Here is an 18203-nt window from a genome sequence, read left to right as displayed (position 1 = left end):
TTTTTATTCTTTATTTTATAAATAAAATAGATTGTCGTGAATGCTTACTTTTATTAATTAATAAATACGAACCTGCTGGGATATCAGATACATCGATTGTTTCTGACGTATTTTCTGAGGATATCTCTTTTATTATTCTTCCTCGAAGATCTACAATCTGCAATGATTTGGTTGTAGTAGATAATCCTCCAACATGGATTACTTCACCCTTTATTGGATTAGGATATACTATCATTTTTTCTTCAATTTTCTGATTAACAGAAGCTTTATTACATGCCGGAGTAGAAGATGAATTACTAAAATAGATGGAGAACGCTTTAGTTTTAGACACCATTACAAAATCATTTCCATTTTTAGTTACCCAATAAGAACCATCCAGATTTGCAATTCCGGTATTTGATAAGGTAACTTCTGGCTTAGCATTTTTTAATTGATAAGACATACTATTCTTGTAATCAATATACCAATCGGGAGTTCCGTTCTTAGTATTAAAAGCAAATTGGTATAATCCATTATATTGCGGATTCCAATTGATTGAAAATTCTTTGATATTACTAAGGTTAGGACCTCCATTTCCTACTACATATGTGTTGCTATAAGAGATTTTATCCATGGCACCAATACCACTGGCAACCGGAGTTCCATAAGAGCAAGAAGTATTATTGTTAGTGTCTGTAGTAACGATTATTGTTCTGATTACTTCTGTAGAAAGTCCTTCTTGCCCTTCTTCAAAAGCTCTGGCACCTATAGTATAGGTTCCTGCTTCTGTAGGTGTCCAGGTTACGCTATAAGGTGATGTCTTATCTAATTTGTAATAACTACCATTGATTTTAAAATTAACCCGATCTACATCTCCATCTGGATCTGCTGCATTTGCTCTTAGTGTAATCGTTTCACCTAACGTGAAAGTTTGATTATTCTGAGATGGATTGGTTAACGCTACTGTGGGTAGTTGATTAGGATTATTATCTGTATTGGAACATCCCGTCCAAACTTTAAAATCATCAAAAAATGTATATTCTGTTCTTGGAGAATGCCAAACTTCATCTGTTCTGCTTCCTCCTCGATAGGTATTCATAATCAAGGCATTGATTTTTAGATTACTTTTTCCTGAGTTACGAATTTTGGCATTGTCATCACGATATGTTTCTTCTCCATCGATCCACATAATCACGGTACCGTTTCTTTGTCCTGGCGTATTCATTTTTATATATTGACGAATAGTATACCACTTGTCATCTTTCAGGTCAGTATAAATCCTTTTTCCATCTCCACAATCTCCATCTACTCTGGGATCTCCATTTTCTTTATCAGCAAAGTAACTGTAAAGGATAAAATAAGGTGCATTAGTTTGCGCTCTGTTTCTTCTCCACATTAAACGTGCTGACCACCCATTGGTATTATATCTACACCCAGATGGAATGGTTCCACGACCGGTACTCTCACTATTAATTCCACTTGTAGAACCTCCCAGGCCAGGTAGTTTTCCACCGGTAGCCCAGAAAAAATTATCGTCAAATTTTATTTTATACTCCAAATATGCTTCCTCTACACCATCAAAATAAGGGTCAAACAGGAAACCACCTGATCTACCCGAGGCATCATTTTTTAAGTATTGTGCTCGTAAAGTCCCATTGACAATTCTGGTTTCTTGTGGAGTGTTTTCTATTAAATTATTAGCAGCACCAGGACCTTCTACTCCTCTATAGGTAGATCCAGTCCAGGGTTTTACTTTATTATTAAAATCACTTTTTATATCTGCTATAGAGTATCGTCTGTCATTCCAATTATTGAAATCGACATCAATAATAGTATTACATTGAGCAAAAATATGTTGATTATTAAAAAGAAGTGAAATTACCATCAATACTAATAGTGTAAAAACATTCTTATTTATGTTCCGTTTACAAAGCATCCTTTCTTTCATGATTATAAAATTTCTAATTAGGTAATAAGTTAAGTTTGTATGTTTAATTTTTATTTGTCAATATCTTTTAGAGTCAATTTTAAAAAACTGTAGTTCAATGAAATAAAGCTCTTTTGTTTAAAAATTTAATATAAAAAGAGATTGAATTTTCTTTTCTGATTTCTGAATAAAATAAAGTATAGCTATGCGAAGATTTGGCTAAACATAGCTATCTCTATTTAACTAAGTGTTTTGTGGAATATGCTTAGTTTTTAGTGAAATAATAGTATTCACACTATTGGCTAATTCCATTTTTATTTTTTAATAAAAGGAATTGTCTTTTTTGTATTCAGATCATTAAGAATTAAGAAATAATATCCTGCATCCAGCGCTTGTATATCTATAATGTGATTGTCTGTCAAACTTTTAGTCATTATAACTCTCCCAGAATTATCTACAATTTTTATAGTAGTATTATCTATAGAACTATCATTATACCCGGTAAGCGTTATACTATTAGTACCAGGGTTTGGACTTAAGAATATTACATTTTGATCTTTTAGAGATAAAGGGTCAGAGAGCGAATTCTTATTTGTAGCTTCATAATTACCTATTCTGGTTTTTGATACAATTAAATCATCAAAATAAAGGTATACATCTTTAGTAGGTTGAAATGTTTCATCACTTCCTCCAAAAAATGTAGAAAGATATATGCCATTGAGATGTATATCCCCTTCATCCGCTTGTCTGTAATCTTCATTATTAGTAATATCAATAGCCAACTCACCATCTAACCAAGCTCTCATAATACCATCATCCTGACCAGGAGTATTAAGCTTATTGTACATTTCTACATGATTCCATTGCCCTTTTTTGAATTTTACCTGATCTGATTGTGGCTGTCCGTTGGGTTCTTCATATGGATCTGTTAAACTCCAATTGATGGATGCATGCCATCCGTCCCATGAAGGCTCTGTATTGTAATGCACATAGTATTCAACTAAGCCATCATTTCTCCACATCAATCTAAGTGACATATTTCTGTCTTCAGTCTGATAGGATAATCCGGGTAATTTTCCTCCCGCCCTGAATTCAAAATCAGCAGGAATGTAGATCCAATAACTAAAATATAATTCATCGTGATTCTCATTGTCATTAAAATATACTTTAGTATGCATACCGCTATTGGCAGTTTTTACCTGATTTTTTGGGTATTTGACATCTAATGAATTCCCTTGATTATTTACAGATGTAATAAATACACGTCCTTCATCTGCACCGTTGCAAAACTTTACATTAAGAGCATCTTCTATCTGATCTTCGTTATAGGATCCTGTAGAAAAATCATTAAAATCTTCATAATAGACATATTCATCTCCGGTAGGAGTTGGATTCGAAACGGGATTAGTAGTATCAGCACTCTCACAGTCAGGAGATTGGTCTGTAGTACTAAAATAAAGGGTAAAATCATTATTTTTAGAAACCATCACAAAGTTACCGTTATCTGTAGTTACCCAGTAAGATCCGTCTAGACCAGTAATTCCAGAATTGCTAATGGTTACTTCTGGCTCGGTTGTGTTGAGTTGGTAAGTCATGACATCTCTTAGGTCTATGTAATAGTCAGGAACTCCATCTGTAGTATTGATCGAAAATTGATATAATCCGTTATTATTTAAATTCCAGTTAATTCTGAATTTTTCAAAATTATCAAAGTTGGGTCCATTATTGCCTAATACATACACATATTCATAGGTTGATTGATCCACTGCTGGTAAAGAACTCGTTCTTGGTGTATTATATGAACAATTATTACCTCCTCCTGTATTTGCACTTTCTACTGTTAATGTAAAAGTAGTCTCTGAAGTTGCTCCTTGATTATCTGTTGCAATGGCTTTAAAAACATGTGTGCCCATACCTACATTATTTACTTCATTTGGATTTGGCGAAGTTGCATGTCCCCACTCATATGGATCGAAGCTTTCTTGTCTTACTAAGTTATCATCGATATATAATTTTACGTTTGCAATACTCCCGTCACTATCTGATGCATTTACTTTAACATATAGACTATAACCTTCATTGACAGTGGAGTCGCCACTTGGTGTTTCAAAAGAAACTACGGGAGCTTGATTTTCTCCTCCGGTATTACTAGATACTATTACATTTGTGCTATCTGAAGTTGTTGAGGCACCATCATTATCAATTGCTTTTACGGTTAAATTGTAAGTACCAGCTTGTGCATTATTAATATTATATTGATATGGAGATGAAGAATCTTCTCCCAATTTTACAGAACCGTTATAGAATTCAACTTTTGTTATGCTTCCATCCGGATCTGATGCGTTTGTGTTTATAATGATATTATCTCCTTCCTGATAGGATTGTCCATTATTAGGAGATGTAATGCTTACACTTGGGTTTTGATTTTCTACACTATCATCACAAGGAATAATATTCCAACTAGGGCAGGATTGTGTTACAAAATTTGTTGTTCCGTCACTAATAGGAAAATCTTGAGTATTCGGGTTTCTTGTATTATTCCATACATGAATTTCTGATGGATCACCTTGTTTTTTTCTGGCAGTTTGAATTTCATCACCTCTTCCTTCTAAATTAAAGGTGTTATTAAAAATTGCATTTCTATAACCAGTATTAAAACCCGTGCCTCTATCTAAGAAATCTATTCCTGCATTAATTATGGTAGACCCTTCCAGATTAAAAGTGTTATTATACACAAAACCATATGCTCCTTTAAGATCAATAAACGCATCTGCGCTATTTTCTCCCGAGATACCATCGGCAGAAAAAGTACAATTACGTATAATCGTATTTTCTGTGCCTTCTTTTACATCTACACCTTCTGCAGTTACATTAGGACCAACAATACATCCGTCTATTACATTGTTATCACAACTAGGGCTGTATTCATTATCAAAAAGGTTTCCACCATTACTAGGGTTCTCATGCTGCCCCTTATCAGATCCTACATATAGACCTTCTCCAATCCCTGGTTTTTTAATTCCCACATTGTAAACTCGACAATCTTTAACCAGATTATTGCTGGACCCATCTCTTAGATGAATTCCTTCTTCTCCCAATTCCCGTACTATTACGTTTTCTATGACACCATGGTTAGCATTATCAAAAACAAGGCCTTTAGACCCTTCTTCTAATATCAAATCTTTAAGTATCCAATAATCACCCAAAATAAACATTACATATCCATCATAGTCCCCATCAGTTCCTTTAAGAACGGGAGGATTTGAAGGGTTTTCAGCTCTGATAGTGATTGGTTGTAATGCAGTACCGTTTTTATCTGAGCCAAATCTAGTTGCCTTGTTGCCAAAATTAAATTTATCAGTTGCAGTGTATGTGCCTGAGGCTACTATAATTTCATCTCCTGCTTGTGCATTTTCCATTGCATTTCTAATACAGTCTACAGTATTACAACTAATAATACCATTTTGGCTACCAGAATCACCTCCATCATCAGACCAATTTTCTATAATATCCTTAATGTAAACTCCGGTTTCTGTTAATTGATTGTTTTTTAACCCATCAATTCCTTTACCTAACTGAACTATCGAAGATGTTTCCGTTCTTGTAGGATCAGTATTACTTGGTTTATCGCTAACAGACCAGTTTACGTGACTAATGTAGTTATCTTTGAAAAATTGCATCCACTTTGCTGTTTCTTCAATGTCTAAATCCCCATCTCCACTTGCATCAACAGCTCCCCATTCTGTAACAAATAATGCTATACCATTATTCATTGCAGTGGTTGCTTTATCTCTCAAACCATCTCTATGAGTTCCAGCATAAAAATGCAAGGTATATGCCGTATTTATGTCATCAATGGGGTCAGCCGATGCTACATCCACATCCTGGGACCAAGTAGGAGAGCCTACTATGATTAGATTATCCTGATCTTCTGATCTAATCGCTGCAATTACCGTATCTGCATAATTTTTTACCGTAGACCAGGATTGAAAAATAGGCTCATTATATATTTCATAGATTACATTAGGTTTGTCTCCGTATAATTGTGCCATTTCTTTAAAAAAATCTGCAGCTTCTGTGGTATATTGTTCCGCATCATGAGTATGCCAATCAATAATAACATACATACCAGTTGCAATAGCCTGGTCAATTACTTTACGAATTTTTGTTTTTTGTGCATTAGGACTATCAATATAGCCGTTTCCATCATCCCAAGTTTCTTTAACCCCCATTGCAACCCGAATGATAGAACTATTCCAGTCACTTGCTAAATGTGTGACTGTTTCTCCATCGTAAAAATCAGAAGTATCTCCCGCATTACTCCAGAAGAGACTATTACCAGCCAAGCTTAAAGGTTGATTGTTTTTATCAACAACCTGATTTCCTGAAACTCTGAGCCTGCCATGTTCTTGTACAATGGATTGAGAATGAAGATGGATAGAAAATAATAATAAAAGAACTATTAAAAATAATTGAATGCCCCTTATTGAATAATAAGTGTAATTTTTCATGTTAGTTGAGTTTGTGTGATTTGTGTAATATCTTTTTTATAATGATCAAAAATCTAAAAAAAATAGATCTATCTGAACAGGACTAAATTAATATGATATGATCATCTAAAGATACAATGAAGGGGTAACAAAAGTACAGAAACGGTTTGTAAAGAAGGTGTAGAGAAATCACCTGTGAAATAGTATATTTTAAATAACTCTCTAATATCCAATAAACAAGTACAGTATTTTGAATATGAAAAATGGAGGAGAAACAATTAAAATAAGGACCCATTGATAACTCTTTACTAATGCATGAATTAGGTCTAAGAAAATTTTATCCTTGTGACTTTTTATGATATGCAGGTAGATATGATTTTGTTTCTGATACCTCAATAATTCTGAACAGAAGTAAGCTCAAAATATGGTTCGTGAAGAATAAAGGATCTGCTTATATGCGTTTACTTAACCATTCTTTTAATTGATAAAAATTCTGGGGAGCAACTCCATGACCAACAGGAAATTCATGTAGCGTAGTTTTGATACCTATTGTAGCCAATTTGACTGGGGCTTGACGTGCCCATTCTATAGGAATCACCTGATCAACACTGCCGTGAGAACAATAAATGTCAAGATTAGAAAAATCTTTGTCTTTATAGTTAGGCCCTATAATTTCTTCATTTAAATAACCACTTAACGCGATTACATTTTTTATTTTTTCAGGATAGGTGAGGGCTACAGAATAACTTAGGATTGTTCCCTGACTAAAACCTAACAATGTAACATTAGTAGCATCTAAGTCGTAGGCAGCAATAGCTTCATCAATAAAAATGGCTATTTTATCTCGCGATTCTATTGCTTGCTTGTCATCACTAAACTTTCCTTGGTTATTATCGAAGTGGATAGCATACCAGGCATTTCCATAAGGTTGCATAGGGTATGGCGCTCTAACTGAGATAATGCATAATTCTTCTTGTAGTTCTGTAGCAAAAGAAAAGAGATCATTTTCATCACTCCCATATCCATGAAACATAAATAAAACTGGAGTTTTATCTTTTTTAATCGTAGCTTCTTTAATAATATGATGTAGTGATAATGTTTTAGTTTGCATCTTTTTTATTTGAGTTGTATGTGTATATGGTCATCATGTCTCACTGCTTGACATCCATGAAAACGAATTTTAGCATTTTCTAAATGAAGTCGTTTCTTGATGTGAGGTTCAATAAAAACCTTACCTATATGTTTTTGAGCAATGATCGTCAAAAGTAAATCTTTTGTAGCTTTTTGTGAAAATCTCAACTCTTTATTTGTAAAACCAAAAGTTAAATATTTTGCAAAATCATATTGCCAATATCCTTTTTCTTTACAAAACAAGGTTTGATTGTATTCATTTTGTTTTGGTAATTCGTAGACTCCATAACCAAAAATAGAAGGATGATCATTACTTGGTACTCCATTCTGGTATTCATAGACAAAAGAAATATCAACTTTCTTACCATCACTATGACTAAGATGCGGAAGCAAAGGAAACTTTTTTACAAATGGAAAATTAGCATCTAAATATGTTAGTTTTAAATTTGGATATTTAGTATTCATTTCTAATGCAATGTTTTGTAAAGCATCATTCAGTTGCGGAGTTACATAATTTCTATTACAAAGCTTAGTAAAAAACGTAAGTGCTTTAATATGATGGTTTTCTGTTATTTTAACTCTACCAAATACTGGGGCGAGGTGAGGAACCATTAAAAATGTAGTGAATACATAAATTACGATATATACGGTTACTTTTTTTAACCTGTTTTTTACTTTTATCTTTAAAAAAATACTTTCGGTAATTATATAGATAATTCCACCAATTTGGGTGAATATTGTTAAAAGCAGCGTGATAATAATTTTAAATATTATTTTCATACTTTTCTTCATAGATACTTCATATATTTTCAATATTGTGTATTCAAAAATATCAAAAAAATATGGGAGTTTATGTCATCATTTTCTTTGTTCAGATGATTTGAATACTTAGTAAAAGTTTTAGTTCGAGAAAATAAAAAATAAGTTTTTTTGAATTGGTTAGGTAAAGAAGTTCTATCGTTTAATAAACAAACGAAATATTAAATGTTTTTTTTGATACTTAACTTACTTATTTTCCTTTGTTATTAAGGTGTTTAATGCTTTTCTTTTGTTCTTTTCAACTATAATTAGAAATAAAAAGCATAAACATATGTTAAGATATTGTTAATTTGATACCGTTAAATTACTGTTAAACCGTAATTTGGGGTATATTTAAAAATATAAACCCAAATACATATGAAAAAAATTACTATTTTATTTTTACTTTTTATAGCTATGGCAAGCTTTACTCAAACCGAGGATAGTTATAAAACGACGGTTGTTAAAATATCTGAAAGCTATAATGCTAAGGACGCGAAAGCTATTTTTGATTTGTTTTCTGCAGAATTACAGTCAACTTTTACGTTAGAAAAGGTTGAAAGTTTTATTCAGGATAATCAAATGGACAAAGGGATGATTGGAGAATCTTCCTTTCTGGTCGAGGAAGAAACAACCAGGCATTATCTACTAGAGTTTGACAACACTTCTACTATTCTAGTTATAGGTTTATCGTCAGATAATAAAATTAACAAATTATCATTAGAGGAATATTAAATAATTTTAAAAACTACAAAATGAAAAACAATTTTACTTTAAAATATACTTTCTTACTTTTTTTAGTAAGTATGTTAGTATGCGGTTCATCAGAGCTAATAGCTCAGCAGAATATTAAGTATGGTATGCTAACATTTAATAAAGCGGTAAACGTTTCAGGAAAACAGCGTATGTTATGTCAGAAAATGGCTAAATCCTATTTGTATCTTGTGGAGAACCCTAATGATATGAATGCTAAAAGAGATCTCTTAACTAGTAAGATTATTTTTGAAAAACAAAATGGTATCATAGCTCAAAATTCTAGTTATAAATTAACAAAGGACAGATTGGCTAAAGTAGATGGAATTTGGGTAAGTTTTAAAAAACTCATAGAGAGTAATCCAAGTTATGATAACGCTAAAAAGATTATTGATCTAAATACAGATTTACTAAAATCCACTAACGATGTTGTATCTGCTGTGATCATGGAATCTAAAGGTGTTGTTCAGAATGACGCTAATGTATTAGAGGATGCTGATTCTGGAGAATCAAGTTTGGAGCTTAAAGAGACTATTAATATTGCAGGGAGACAGCGAATGCTTGCGCAAAGATTAGGACTGTACTATTTCGCAAACCAATCTACATTAAAAGATAAAAATACGGAACAGATGCTTAAGAATGTTTATCATGAATTAGATGGTGCTATCACAATGCTATTAATTTCTGATTTTAATAATTCTAAGATTGATGAAAAATTAGCAATTGCTATGTCTAAGTGGGAACAGATAAGAAATAATCAAGACAAATTAATGAATCAAGGATTCAAGTCTGTAGAAATGTATAAAATCACGAATGATTTAACTAAAGCATTTAATGCCGTTACTATTTTATATGAAAAAGTTAAGGTTTAAAATGTTCCTTAATTAATCATCTTTATCGGTTATAAAAATAAGAGTGAAGAAAAAAGAATAATTTAAATCTTTTTTCTTCACTCTTATTTTTTGAATTAGAATCACTGAATGAGTGCTATTTTATAAAAGCAAATACTTTTTGAAGAAGACCTCCCAAAATAGGAACTGGTTTTTCTTCTCCATTAGCAGCGGTTATAAGCCCAAATGATATTAATGCAAATATTGAAATATAAAAAGGTGTGCTTATTAGTAGAGAGTTAAAAAACATACTGGTAAAGGCACCCAACACAAAAAAGATAATCCATAATCCCAGAGCCTGACGAATATGAAAAGAAATAAAAGGAGTTTCTTTTTTCTGATTCATGAATAATGCTGCTATTGTTCCAATAATGGTAACGTACGCAATGATTGCAGTAGTTTTTTCCTGTTTTGTACCTTCGTGGGATTCCATTTTGTAGGTATTCTATTATTTTAAAATAATTTTTCCATTTCCTATAATACCATATACTTTTCCTTTTGTGGCTTTTCCTAAGAAGGCACTGTTCTTAGAAGTAGATAATATATCGTTTTGTGTGAAAGTAGAGTCTCCTCGCGGTGTAAATAACGTTAAATCTGCTTTGTTACCAATAGCAATAGGAATATTCTCAACACCAAAAATTGATTTTCCTTTAGTAAACATGGTGATCACTTTTTCTGTTACTATAAAATTATTTAAGATACTAAAGGCGCTTTCCATACCAATCGTACCATATGTAGCGTGATCAAATTCTACTTTTTTATGCTCTATGTCAATAGGTTGGTGATCACTAGTAATCATATCAATCGTACCATCTTCTATACCTTTTAATAAAGAGTTGACGTCGCGTTGAGTTCTTAGAGGAGGTAATACTTTATGATTGGCATCATAATTATCTAATTCAGTATCCGTGAGTAATAGATGGTGTACAGAGACACTGCAGCTTATTGATAACCCTTTGGCTTTAGCTTCTCTGATTAAATCAACAGATTTTGAGGTTGATATGGTTGGGATGTGTAATCTCCCTCCAGTATATTCTAATAAAAAAATATCTCTGGAGATTTGTAATTCTTCTGCTAATGCAGGAATTCCTTTGAGTCCTAGTAATGTGCTTTGCTCTTCTTCATTAACAATTCCTTTTCCTGCAATCTGATAGTCCTGAGGAAAAGAAAGAATCAATCCATTAAAATTCTGTGCGTATAATAATGCGATTTTAAGAAGGTTTGGGTTTTTAATAGGTCTTTTATAATCACCAAAACCAATCGCACCAGATTGTTTCATATCGTATAATTCTGCAAGATCAACACCTTCTGATTTTGATGTTAATGCTCCGATAGGATATAATGTAACAGCATGATCATTAGCCTTCCCCTTTAAAAAACCTACAGAAGAGCTGGTATCTGTAATAGGTAGATTGTTGGGATTAAGAGCAACACTGGTAAAACCACTTTTTGCAGCCACTTCCAGTCCATTTGCTATCGTTTCACGTTCTTCATATCCAGGCTCACCAAAGCTAACGCTGCTATCAAACCATCCCTGAGATACGTGCAATGTATCTAATTTAATTTCTTCAACATCATTACTGGCATCTATTAACGAATCAATTGCTGCGATGACACCGTTTTTAATAAAAATATCAACAGTCTGATTATGAAAAGGTGATAAGGGATCTATTACCGTTGCAGCCTTTAAGATGAAGTTCATTTTAGATATTTTAATAATAAGATTTCAATTAACAAGAATATCAATGCAAAAATAATAAACCATTTCCAAAGTTCTTCGATAGTTGTGTCTTCTTTTATTTTATCATACAGGGTCGTGATAGATTCACTTACCGTATAACTTTCAGAAGTTTTAAGAGGATAATAAGTCAATGTACTTTCTGCAGTATCGTAATTATAACTTACATGTTGGATAATCTGTTCTTTATCCTTTAGTTCATAAATACCTGCTTTTGTAGGTACTTCATCTGTTGTTATTTTAACTTTAGTAGCAAAACTTTGTTGTAATGGAATGACACTTTCTTCATCAGATTCCAGAGATAATATCCCATCTTGACTTAACGAAGTAGCAATGTCATAGGTGTTTGTTTGTCCTATGGTATATGAAATGTCAGAAAGTTGTAAGCTTTGTTTACCTATATTATATAAAGTAGGTACTATCAATGGTGAGTTCTGAAAATTAGAGTTTTGAGTATTAATGGCTGCGGTAAAAATGTATAGTGCGTTTGTCTTATATAAGAAAGGAGTGTTATCAGCATATGATATGATAGGATTAGTGCCATTAGTCCCATAATATGAATTTACTTTAGGATACTGAAAATTAGTAATTTTTTTATCAAAAACTCCTTGATATAGTGGATGCGAAAAATGAATCGTTGTGATTTGTTTTTCTCTGGTTTTTACTGGCAATAGTTCTTCTGTAGAAAAATTATTGATAAATTGCTGATAAGACACTAAATTTCCATCGGTATTAGGAATAAAACATATAATTCCTCCTTGTTCTGTAAAAGATTTTAGGGTATTGATCAATGAAATTGGAATTTGTTGGACTTCATTAATAATGACCAAATTGGCATTGCTAATATCGTTATAATTTAGGGCATCAGATGCACTGCTGATAAGAGAGAATTCATCAGTAGTGTAGATATTTTTAATAAAGCGGTCAGAAGCTTCATTAATAGCAACTACATTTATTTTTTCAGGTGTATTGATTGTAAAATACCTGGTGTTATCAAAAACCAATGAAGGATCCTCTAGCATAACACGTCCATTCACTTTAATATTTTCATCGATTCTAAATTGAGTTATTTTCGTGCCATTTTTAGGAATAGATACAGAAGTTTTTGCAATTAATTTTTCATCATTATATAGTGCTAACGATGTTTCCTTTGTATCGCTATTAGTATTACTGACTAGTACATTAAGTATGAGTTCATTGTTGTCATTTTTACCTAAATAAAGGCTGTCAATGGCTATGTTTTGATTACTAACTGGTTGTAATTGCACTAAGTTAGTTTCTGTATCAGCATCTTTTGGTAAGGTAAAAGCAGTTGCTTTTTGTTGAAAATCAGAAACCATCACTATTCGTTTTGTTGTTTCTGGAGAAGTACTTAATAATTCCTTTGCTTTTAAATATACAGCATTATAAGGTAATTGAGAAGACGTATATTCCAGTTGCAGTAAGTCATTCTGAATATCCTTTTTAGTAACCTCTTTAAACATTTCCGTATTTGTAAAAACAGATACTATTTCATCTTCTGGCAATGAATTTAATAATTCCTGAACGGCACGTTGTAGGAGGGGTCCTTTGGCACCCTTGGCCTGCATACTAAAAGAGTTATCCAGGTAAATAGCAGTTTCGCTTTTTTTTCCAATAGCATGCTGTGAAGCTAAAAAAGGTTGTGCAAAGGCAATAATAAGTGCTGTTAGTATTAATAATCTGGTTATTAAAGTTAACCACTTTTTAATCTGTGAACTTTTACGCGTTTGTATCGTTACAGCCTTTAGAAACTGTACATTAGTAAATGATACTTTTTTAAAACGTCGTAATTGAAATAAATGAATTATAATAGGAATAATAAGAGCGCATAGTGCATAAAGAAATTCCGGATGTTTAAATTGCATTCGTACGTATCGTTTATCAAATATACTATAATCACAGGTATCAATAAAAGTTTACGGAAATAAAAAAAACTTAATTTTCTTTCAGGTAGATTTCTATAGTATAGAGTAGATAATTAGGAATAAGGGTATGTATGAAGATTTTTTAATTACTATCATTTTTTTAAAAGGTCTATCATATCCACCTTATATTTTTTTAATTGCTTTTTGTATGATTTATCGCCAGAATATAAACGAAATCCTTTAAATTGACTATTCTCTTTAAAAAAGATGCTATCGATATATATTTCTGTGCGCATCCCTTTATCAAGAACTCCTATGGTTGCTCTTTTAATAGTATCATTTGCGATCACAATATTTTGTAGTGTATACCCTTCTAAAGTATCTTTTTTAACAACTAAAAAAGAGCTTTTATTATATTCAATATTATCAATACTTAACTTATTAAAAAAAGAATCTTTAGGTATTTTTACTGTTATATATTTGTCAATTTTATTAACTGTAGGTATAAAGTTAAATCGTTGTGATGTGCTCATGATTGCAAAAAAGGTAATGCAACATAATGGATAGATCAAAAGGTTAGTTCGTTTAACTTTTAGCCCTAAATAATGAGCTGAAGGTGTATATTTATATGCCGGAAATAAAATTACTATACAAAGAATGTCTGTATAGTCTATTGTTCTTTGAAATTATATAATTCCTTGACTATTCCAGAAATCAATGATCGGTTGACTATAGGGTGTTTTCCAAAAACTAAATAAAATCGCTGTACCAATAAAAATACTTTTTTTATAATTATGAGCAAAAACAGTGAAGAACAAAGCAAAAACGATAATACCAAAAACATCCGATAATTTGCCAGTTACCCAGTTGTGATAAGCGTATTTGAGATATTGATCATTTAACAAAAGGGTCAATAAAGAACTAATAAAAACTGGGTTGAAAATATATTTGTGCTTCATGTAGCATTATTTTTAAAAAGGTAAATTCTTTATTGTATAAAGAATACATTAAAAATAATGATTTAGGGTTTTACCTGTTAATTCCCTGCATCTACTTGGTTATGTACCAATGTAGTGTCTCTTTTTTAATTTTATCCTGAAGTATTTCTTTGACTATTTTTATGAATTTTTGCGCTTGATCTTCATGTACAAAAGTGTCATGTTAGTTAGGTTCTATTTCTGATAGGTATTTTTTAAACCTCGTTTTTTTGGTATCTGTGACTGGTTTTTTAAACAAAAATTCCATACCTAAAATTCGACTACTAATCCCAGCTTCTAGATATATGCTATGTTTTTTTGGTTTTAATATTTCATTTGTATTCACTATATAAGTTTGAATTCAAAAATATAAGATTCTTAAGGTAGTATAAAAGAATAAGCCATATCTGCGGTTCCTAATTATATATTCGTTATTTATTATGATGTCGTTTTTAGTGAAAAAACAAAGAATAAACAGGAGAAGAAAAAGAGGGTTCTATATATCCTAAAATTAAATGTACCTTTACGCCATAATTAGAAATTACAGGTATACCAATTCCTTTTGAATTTTAAATCATTGTATAGGTTGTATTTCTTAAACAATGTTTATGTCATTTAGATCATTAGGATTATCTGATGCTTTATTGAAAGCAATCGATAAAAAAGGGTATACTGAGCCTTCACCAATTCAAGAAAAAGCAATCCCTTTTATTTTAGAAAGAAAAGATGTTTTAGCATCTGCCCAAACAGGAACTGGTAAAACTGCTGGTTTTACGTTACCGATTCTTCAAATTTTATCTGAGGGAGAACAGAGGAGAAAACGACCCATTCGCTCACTAATATTAACGCCAACAAGAGAATTAGCTGCTCAGATATTAGATAATGTAAGAGCATATAGTGAATTTGTAGATATTAGATCTCTGGTGATTTTTGGGGGTGTGAATGCCAATCCACAGATTAGAGCTTTACGAAACGGGGTGGACGTATTAGTGGCTACTCCGGGACGATTATTAGATTTACATAATCAAAAGGCTTTATCACTATCTCAGGTCGATATTTTAGTATTAGATGAAGCAGATCGTATGTTGGACATGGGTTTCCAGAGGGATATTAATAAAATTCTGGCATTATTACCTCAGAAACGTCAGAATTTACTTTTTTCTGCTACTTTCTCTAAAGAAATTAAAAAATTGGCAAGTGGTATTTTACACCATCCAGTATCAGTAGAAGCAGCTCCTGAGAATACAACTGCAGAAAAGGTAGATCAAAAAATGTATTTAGTCGATAAAACAAAAAAAACCGCATTAACGGTTCAATTAATTGCCGATGGTAACTGGAAACAGGTACTTATATTTACCAGAACGAAACATGGTGCTAATCGATTGAGCGAAAAGTTAGTAAAAAACGGGATTACCTCTGCTGCAATACATGGCAATAAAAGCCAAGGGGCAAGGACAAAGGCATTAGATGGATTTAAAAAGAATAAAATCAGAGTATTAGTTGCTACAGATATCGCCGCCCGTGGATTGGATATTCCATTATTACCTCATGTTATTAATTATGAATTACCTAACATTTCTGAAGATTATGTCCACAGAATCGGACGTACAGGTAGAGCAGGAGCCAGTGGGGAAGCCATCTCCTTAGTTTCTGATGAAGAAGTTGACTATGTTATAGGTATCGAAAAGTTATTAGGTATGACTTTACCAAAGGATAGTATTGAGGGATATGAACCAAGTTTTACTTTTGATAACAGCAGGGGAGCTTCTAAGAAAAAAGCAAAATCCAGAGGGAATTCTAATTCGAATCGAAATAATAGAAATTACAGTAGAAAGCGAAGGAGTTCTAATTGAAGTGATGACTAGAGTTTACCATAGTATTTACTCGAGGCTCTTCCTTGGGTCTTAAGGTGAAGAACCAGAATATTTAGACGCAAGAATGAGTAAAAAGAAGTCTTTTCTTCTTATATCATATAATAATATGATTTTGTCGTTACTTTCTGCTTAAAGAACTATTTAAAACAATACCCCATTGGATTCTAGAATCCAATGGGGTATTGTTTTAAAACTGTATTAGTATTATTAGTTTTTAAAAAATATAATAACCTACCGATACCTGAAAGGCTGAGTTTTTAATATCCCCACCATCTGTAACATCAGTGAGACCAATATTATATCTCAGTTGGGCAAAGAATTTACTGAATTCTACTCCCGCTCCGATAGCGGCACTCATATCAAAACTTTCTGGTTCTCCTCCGCTTTTGATATCATCATTTACGACAAAACCAAATTGAGGACCTGCTTCTACACTAAGAAATTTGGCAAATTTTAATTTTACTAAAATAGGTACGTTAAGATAGTCAATATCAAAATCCTTAGCTCCTTGTGCAGAATATAAAATCTCAGGTTGGATGGCAAATAATGGACCGACACCAATTTGTCCAACAGCTCCTAAATGATATCCTGTTCTGGAATCAGCATCAATGCCATCACCATTGATAGTTGCAAAATTTAAACCTCCTTTAAAACCAAATTTAAAAGACTGAGCATGAGATGTTGTAGTAAATCCGATAAGCGCTATGGCTACTAAAATAAGTTTTTTCATGTGTATAATAGATTGTTTATTTATATCAAATATAATCTTAATTCTCAATAATAAAGGTAAAGATTCCGTTTTAATTGTAAGGGTCTTCAGATTTTTTGATGATCATCCAGGAGGGTTTCGTACCTTTAAAAACATGATGATAAAAGATACAAAATTAGCCGTTTTAATCGATGGCGATAACATACCGGCAAAATACATCAAAGTGATGATGGAAGAGATTACTAAATATGGTACACCAACCATTAAAAGAATTTATGGGGATTGGACACAACCTTATCTCGCAAAATGGAAGAATGTATTATTGGAAAATGCAATAAATCCAATTCAGCAATATAGCTATACTACAGGTAAAAATGCAACAGATTCTGCTATGATTATTGATGCTATGGATATTCTGTATTCAGAAAAGGTGAATGGTTTCTGTCTGGTTTCTTCTGATAGTGATTTTACCAAATTGGCAATGCGATTGCGAGAAGCAGGTATGGTGGTGTATGGTATCGGAGAAAAGAAAACTCCGGATCCGTTTATTGTAGCGTGTGATAAATTTATTTACCTGGAAATTCTTCAAACAGACACTGAAAAGAAAGATGAAAAAGGAAAATCAACTAAGTCTAATCTGGATAAAATAACTCCAAAAGTAATTAGATTATTAAAAAATTCTGTCTCTGATGCTGCAGATGAGGACGGATGGGCATTTTTGGGAGATGTAGGGTCTCTAATTCTTAAAAAACAAGCGAATTTTGATTCCAGGAATTTTGGATTTGAAAAATTGACTCCCTTATTCAATTCACTAGATCAATTCGAAATCGAAAAACGAACTCAAAATAATAAAAAGTTTAAATTGGTTTATGTTCGTAATGTATAATTTACATACGTTGATTATTAGATTTTAGAGGTTTATGTTTTTAAATACCTTTACGTTTTTGTTTGATTATTTTTTCACATTAGAAAAGTTCTGATGTCTGATTTCGTATTTAGTACCTTATACAGTTCACTTAAGTATTGTATCTTCGCAAAAATTAGAAGATTT

The 18203-nt window shown here is 32.1% G+C and carries 14 protein-coding genes; 4 read left to right on the top strand and 10 right to left on the bottom strand.

From position 1 onward, the window contains the following. Window positions 1-10: 10 nt before the first annotated feature. The 4 genes from ABD816_RS07540 to ABD816_RS07525 form a co-directional block, all read right to left on the bottom strand. On the bottom strand, window positions 11-1927 hold the full coding sequence (locus tag ABD816_RS07540; RefSeq protein ID WP_344926096.1) for a polysaccharide lyase: 1917 nt from the start codon (window positions 1925-1927) through the stop codon (window positions 11-13). Window positions 1928-2220: 293 nt separating this feature from the next. After that, the gene (locus ABD816_RS07535; RefSeq protein ID WP_344926093.1) at window positions 2221-6417 is read right to left on the bottom strand and encodes a cellulase family glycosylhydrolase; all 4197 of its coding nucleotides are present in this window, start codon (window positions 6415-6417) and stop codon (window positions 2221-2223) included. 430 nt (window positions 6418-6847) lie between these two features. After that, window positions 6848-7507 (bottom strand): alpha/beta hydrolase, encoded by a 660-nt coding sequence (locus ABD816_RS07530; protein ID WP_344926091.1) that lies wholly within the window; start codon window positions 7505-7507, stop codon window positions 6848-6850. A 5-nt stretch (window positions 7508-7512) separates the two neighbouring features. Beyond that, window positions 7513-8307, bottom strand: a complete 795-nt coding sequence (locus ABD816_RS07525; protein ID WP_344926090.1) for a hypothetical protein — start codon at window positions 8305-8307, stop codon at window positions 7513-7515. A 396-nt stretch (window positions 8308-8703) separates the two neighbouring features. Here ABD816_RS07525 and ABD816_RS07520 point away from each other — a divergent pair, with 396 nt between their 5' ends. After that, window positions 8704-9060 carry a hypothetical protein gene (locus tag ABD816_RS07520; RefSeq protein ID WP_344926089.1) on the top strand — a complete coding sequence of 119 codons (357 nt, stop codon included), beginning with the start codon at window positions 8704-8706 and terminating at the stop codon, window positions 9058-9060. A 20-nt stretch (window positions 9061-9080) separates the two neighbouring features. Next, window positions 9081-9950: a type IV pili methyl-accepting chemotaxis transducer N-terminal domain-containing protein gene (locus ABD816_RS07515; RefSeq protein ID WP_344926088.1), complete on the top strand. Its 870-nt coding sequence runs from the start codon at window positions 9081-9083 to the stop codon at window positions 9948-9950. A 115-nt stretch (window positions 9951-10065) separates the two neighbouring features. Here ABD816_RS07515 and ABD816_RS07510 read toward each other — a convergent pair whose 3' ends face one another. The 5 genes from ABD816_RS07510 to ABD816_RS07490 form a co-directional block, all read right to left on the bottom strand. Next, a complete protein-coding gene (locus ABD816_RS07510) occupies window positions 10066-10401 on the bottom strand; it encodes a magnetosome magnetite crystal formation protein family (RefSeq protein WP_344926087.1) in 336 nt (111 codons plus the stop codon). Between the two features lie 15 nt (window positions 10402-10416). Next, a complete protein-coding gene (locus ABD816_RS07505; RefSeq protein WP_344926085.1) occupies window positions 10417-11670 on the bottom strand; it encodes a dihydroorotase in 1254 nt (417 codons plus the stop codon). After that, window positions 11667-13592 carry a BatA domain-containing protein gene (locus ABD816_RS07500; protein WP_344926083.1) on the bottom strand — a complete coding sequence of 642 codons (1926 nt, stop codon included), beginning with the start codon at window positions 13590-13592 and terminating at the stop codon, window positions 11667-11669. Before ABD816_RS07500 ends, ABD816_RS07505 begins: the two co-directional genes overlap by 4 nt. Window positions 13593-13744: 152 nt before the next feature. Further along, complete coding sequence (locus ABD816_RS07495) at window positions 13745-14125, bottom strand: hypothetical protein (protein WP_344926081.1); 381 nt, start codon at window positions 14123-14125, stop codon at window positions 13745-13747. 153 nt (window positions 14126-14278) lie between these two features. Next, the gene (locus ABD816_RS07490; protein ID WP_344926080.1) at window positions 14279-14551 is read right to left on the bottom strand and encodes a hypothetical protein; all 273 of its coding nucleotides are present in this window, start codon (window positions 14549-14551) and stop codon (window positions 14279-14281) included. 626 nt (window positions 14552-15177) lie between these two features. Between ABD816_RS07490 and ABD816_RS07485 the strand changes: the two genes are divergently transcribed. Beyond that, window positions 15178-16422: a DEAD/DEAH box helicase gene (locus ABD816_RS07485; protein WP_344926079.1), complete on the top strand. Its 1245-nt coding sequence runs from the start codon at window positions 15178-15180 to the stop codon at window positions 16420-16422. 235 nt (window positions 16423-16657) lie between these two features. On the opposite strand, the gene ABD816_RS07480 is transcribed toward ABD816_RS07485, so the two are convergent. After that, window positions 16658-17173 (bottom strand): porin family protein, encoded by a 516-nt coding sequence (locus ABD816_RS07480; protein WP_344926078.1) that lies wholly within the window; start codon window positions 17171-17173, stop codon window positions 16658-16660. A 136-nt stretch (window positions 17174-17309) separates the two neighbouring features. On the opposite strand from ABD816_RS07480, the gene ABD816_RS07475 reads away from it, so the two are divergent. Continuing rightward, the gene (locus tag ABD816_RS07475; protein ID WP_344926184.1) at window positions 17310-18038 is read left to right on the top strand and encodes an NYN domain-containing protein; all 729 of its coding nucleotides are present in this window, start codon (window positions 17310-17312) and stop codon (window positions 18036-18038) included. The last annotated feature ends 165 nt before the right edge of the window (window positions 18039-18203 follow it).

Source organism: Aquimarina addita, from assembly GCF_039539305.1.
Lineage (GTDB): Bacteria > Bacteroidota > Bacteroidia > Flavobacteriales > Flavobacteriaceae > Aquimarina > Aquimarina addita.
This window is presented reverse-complemented; position numbering and strand designations above follow the sequence as displayed.

Coding starts and splice junctions, on each gene's coding strand:
- ABD816_RS07480 (WP_344926078.1), bottom strand. CDS start 17,173: ATGAAAAAACTTATTTTAGTAGCCATAGCGCTTATCGGATTTACTACA.
- ABD816_RS07525 (WP_344926090.1), bottom strand. CDS start 8,307: ATGAAAATAATATTTAAAATTATTATCACGCTGCTTTTAACAATATTC.
- ABD816_RS07510 (WP_344926087.1), bottom strand. CDS start 10,401: ATGGAATCCCACGAAGGTACAAAACAGGAAAAAACTACTGCAATCATT.
- ABD816_RS07485 (WP_344926079.1), top strand. CDS start 15,178: ATGTCATTTAGATCATTAGGATTATCTGATGCTTTATTGAAAGCAATC.
- ABD816_RS07490 (WP_344926080.1), bottom strand. CDS start 14,551: ATGAAGCACAAATATATTTTCAACCCAGTTTTTATTAGTTCTTTATTG.
- ABD816_RS07500 (WP_344926083.1), bottom strand. CDS start 13,592: ATGCAATTTAAACATCCGGAATTTCTTTATGCACTATGCGCTCTTATT.
- ABD816_RS07495 (WP_344926081.1), bottom strand. CDS start 14,125: ATGAGCACATCACAACGATTTAACTTTATACCTACAGTTAATAAAATT.
- ABD816_RS07515 (WP_344926088.1), top strand. CDS start 9,081: ATGAAAAACAATTTTACTTTAAAATATACTTTCTTACTTTTTTTAGTA.
- ABD816_RS07535 (WP_344926093.1), bottom strand. CDS start 6,417: ATGAAAAATTACACTTATTATTCAATAAGGGGCATTCAATTATTTTTA.
- ABD816_RS07475 (WP_344926184.1), top strand. CDS start 17,310: ATGATAAAAGATACAAAATTAGCCGTTTTAATCGATGGCGATAACATA.
- ABD816_RS07505 (WP_344926085.1), bottom strand. CDS start 11,670: ATGAACTTCATCTTAAAGGCTGCAACGGTAATAGATCCCTTATCACCT.
- ABD816_RS07520 (WP_344926089.1), top strand. CDS start 8,704: ATGAAAAAAATTACTATTTTATTTTTACTTTTTATAGCTATGGCAAGC.
- ABD816_RS07530 (WP_344926091.1), bottom strand. CDS start 7,507: ATGCAAACTAAAACATTATCACTACATCATATTATTAAAGAAGCTACG.
- ABD816_RS07540 (WP_344926096.1), bottom strand. CDS start 1,927: ATGAAAGAAAGGATGCTTTGTAAACGGAACATAAATAAGAATGTTTTT.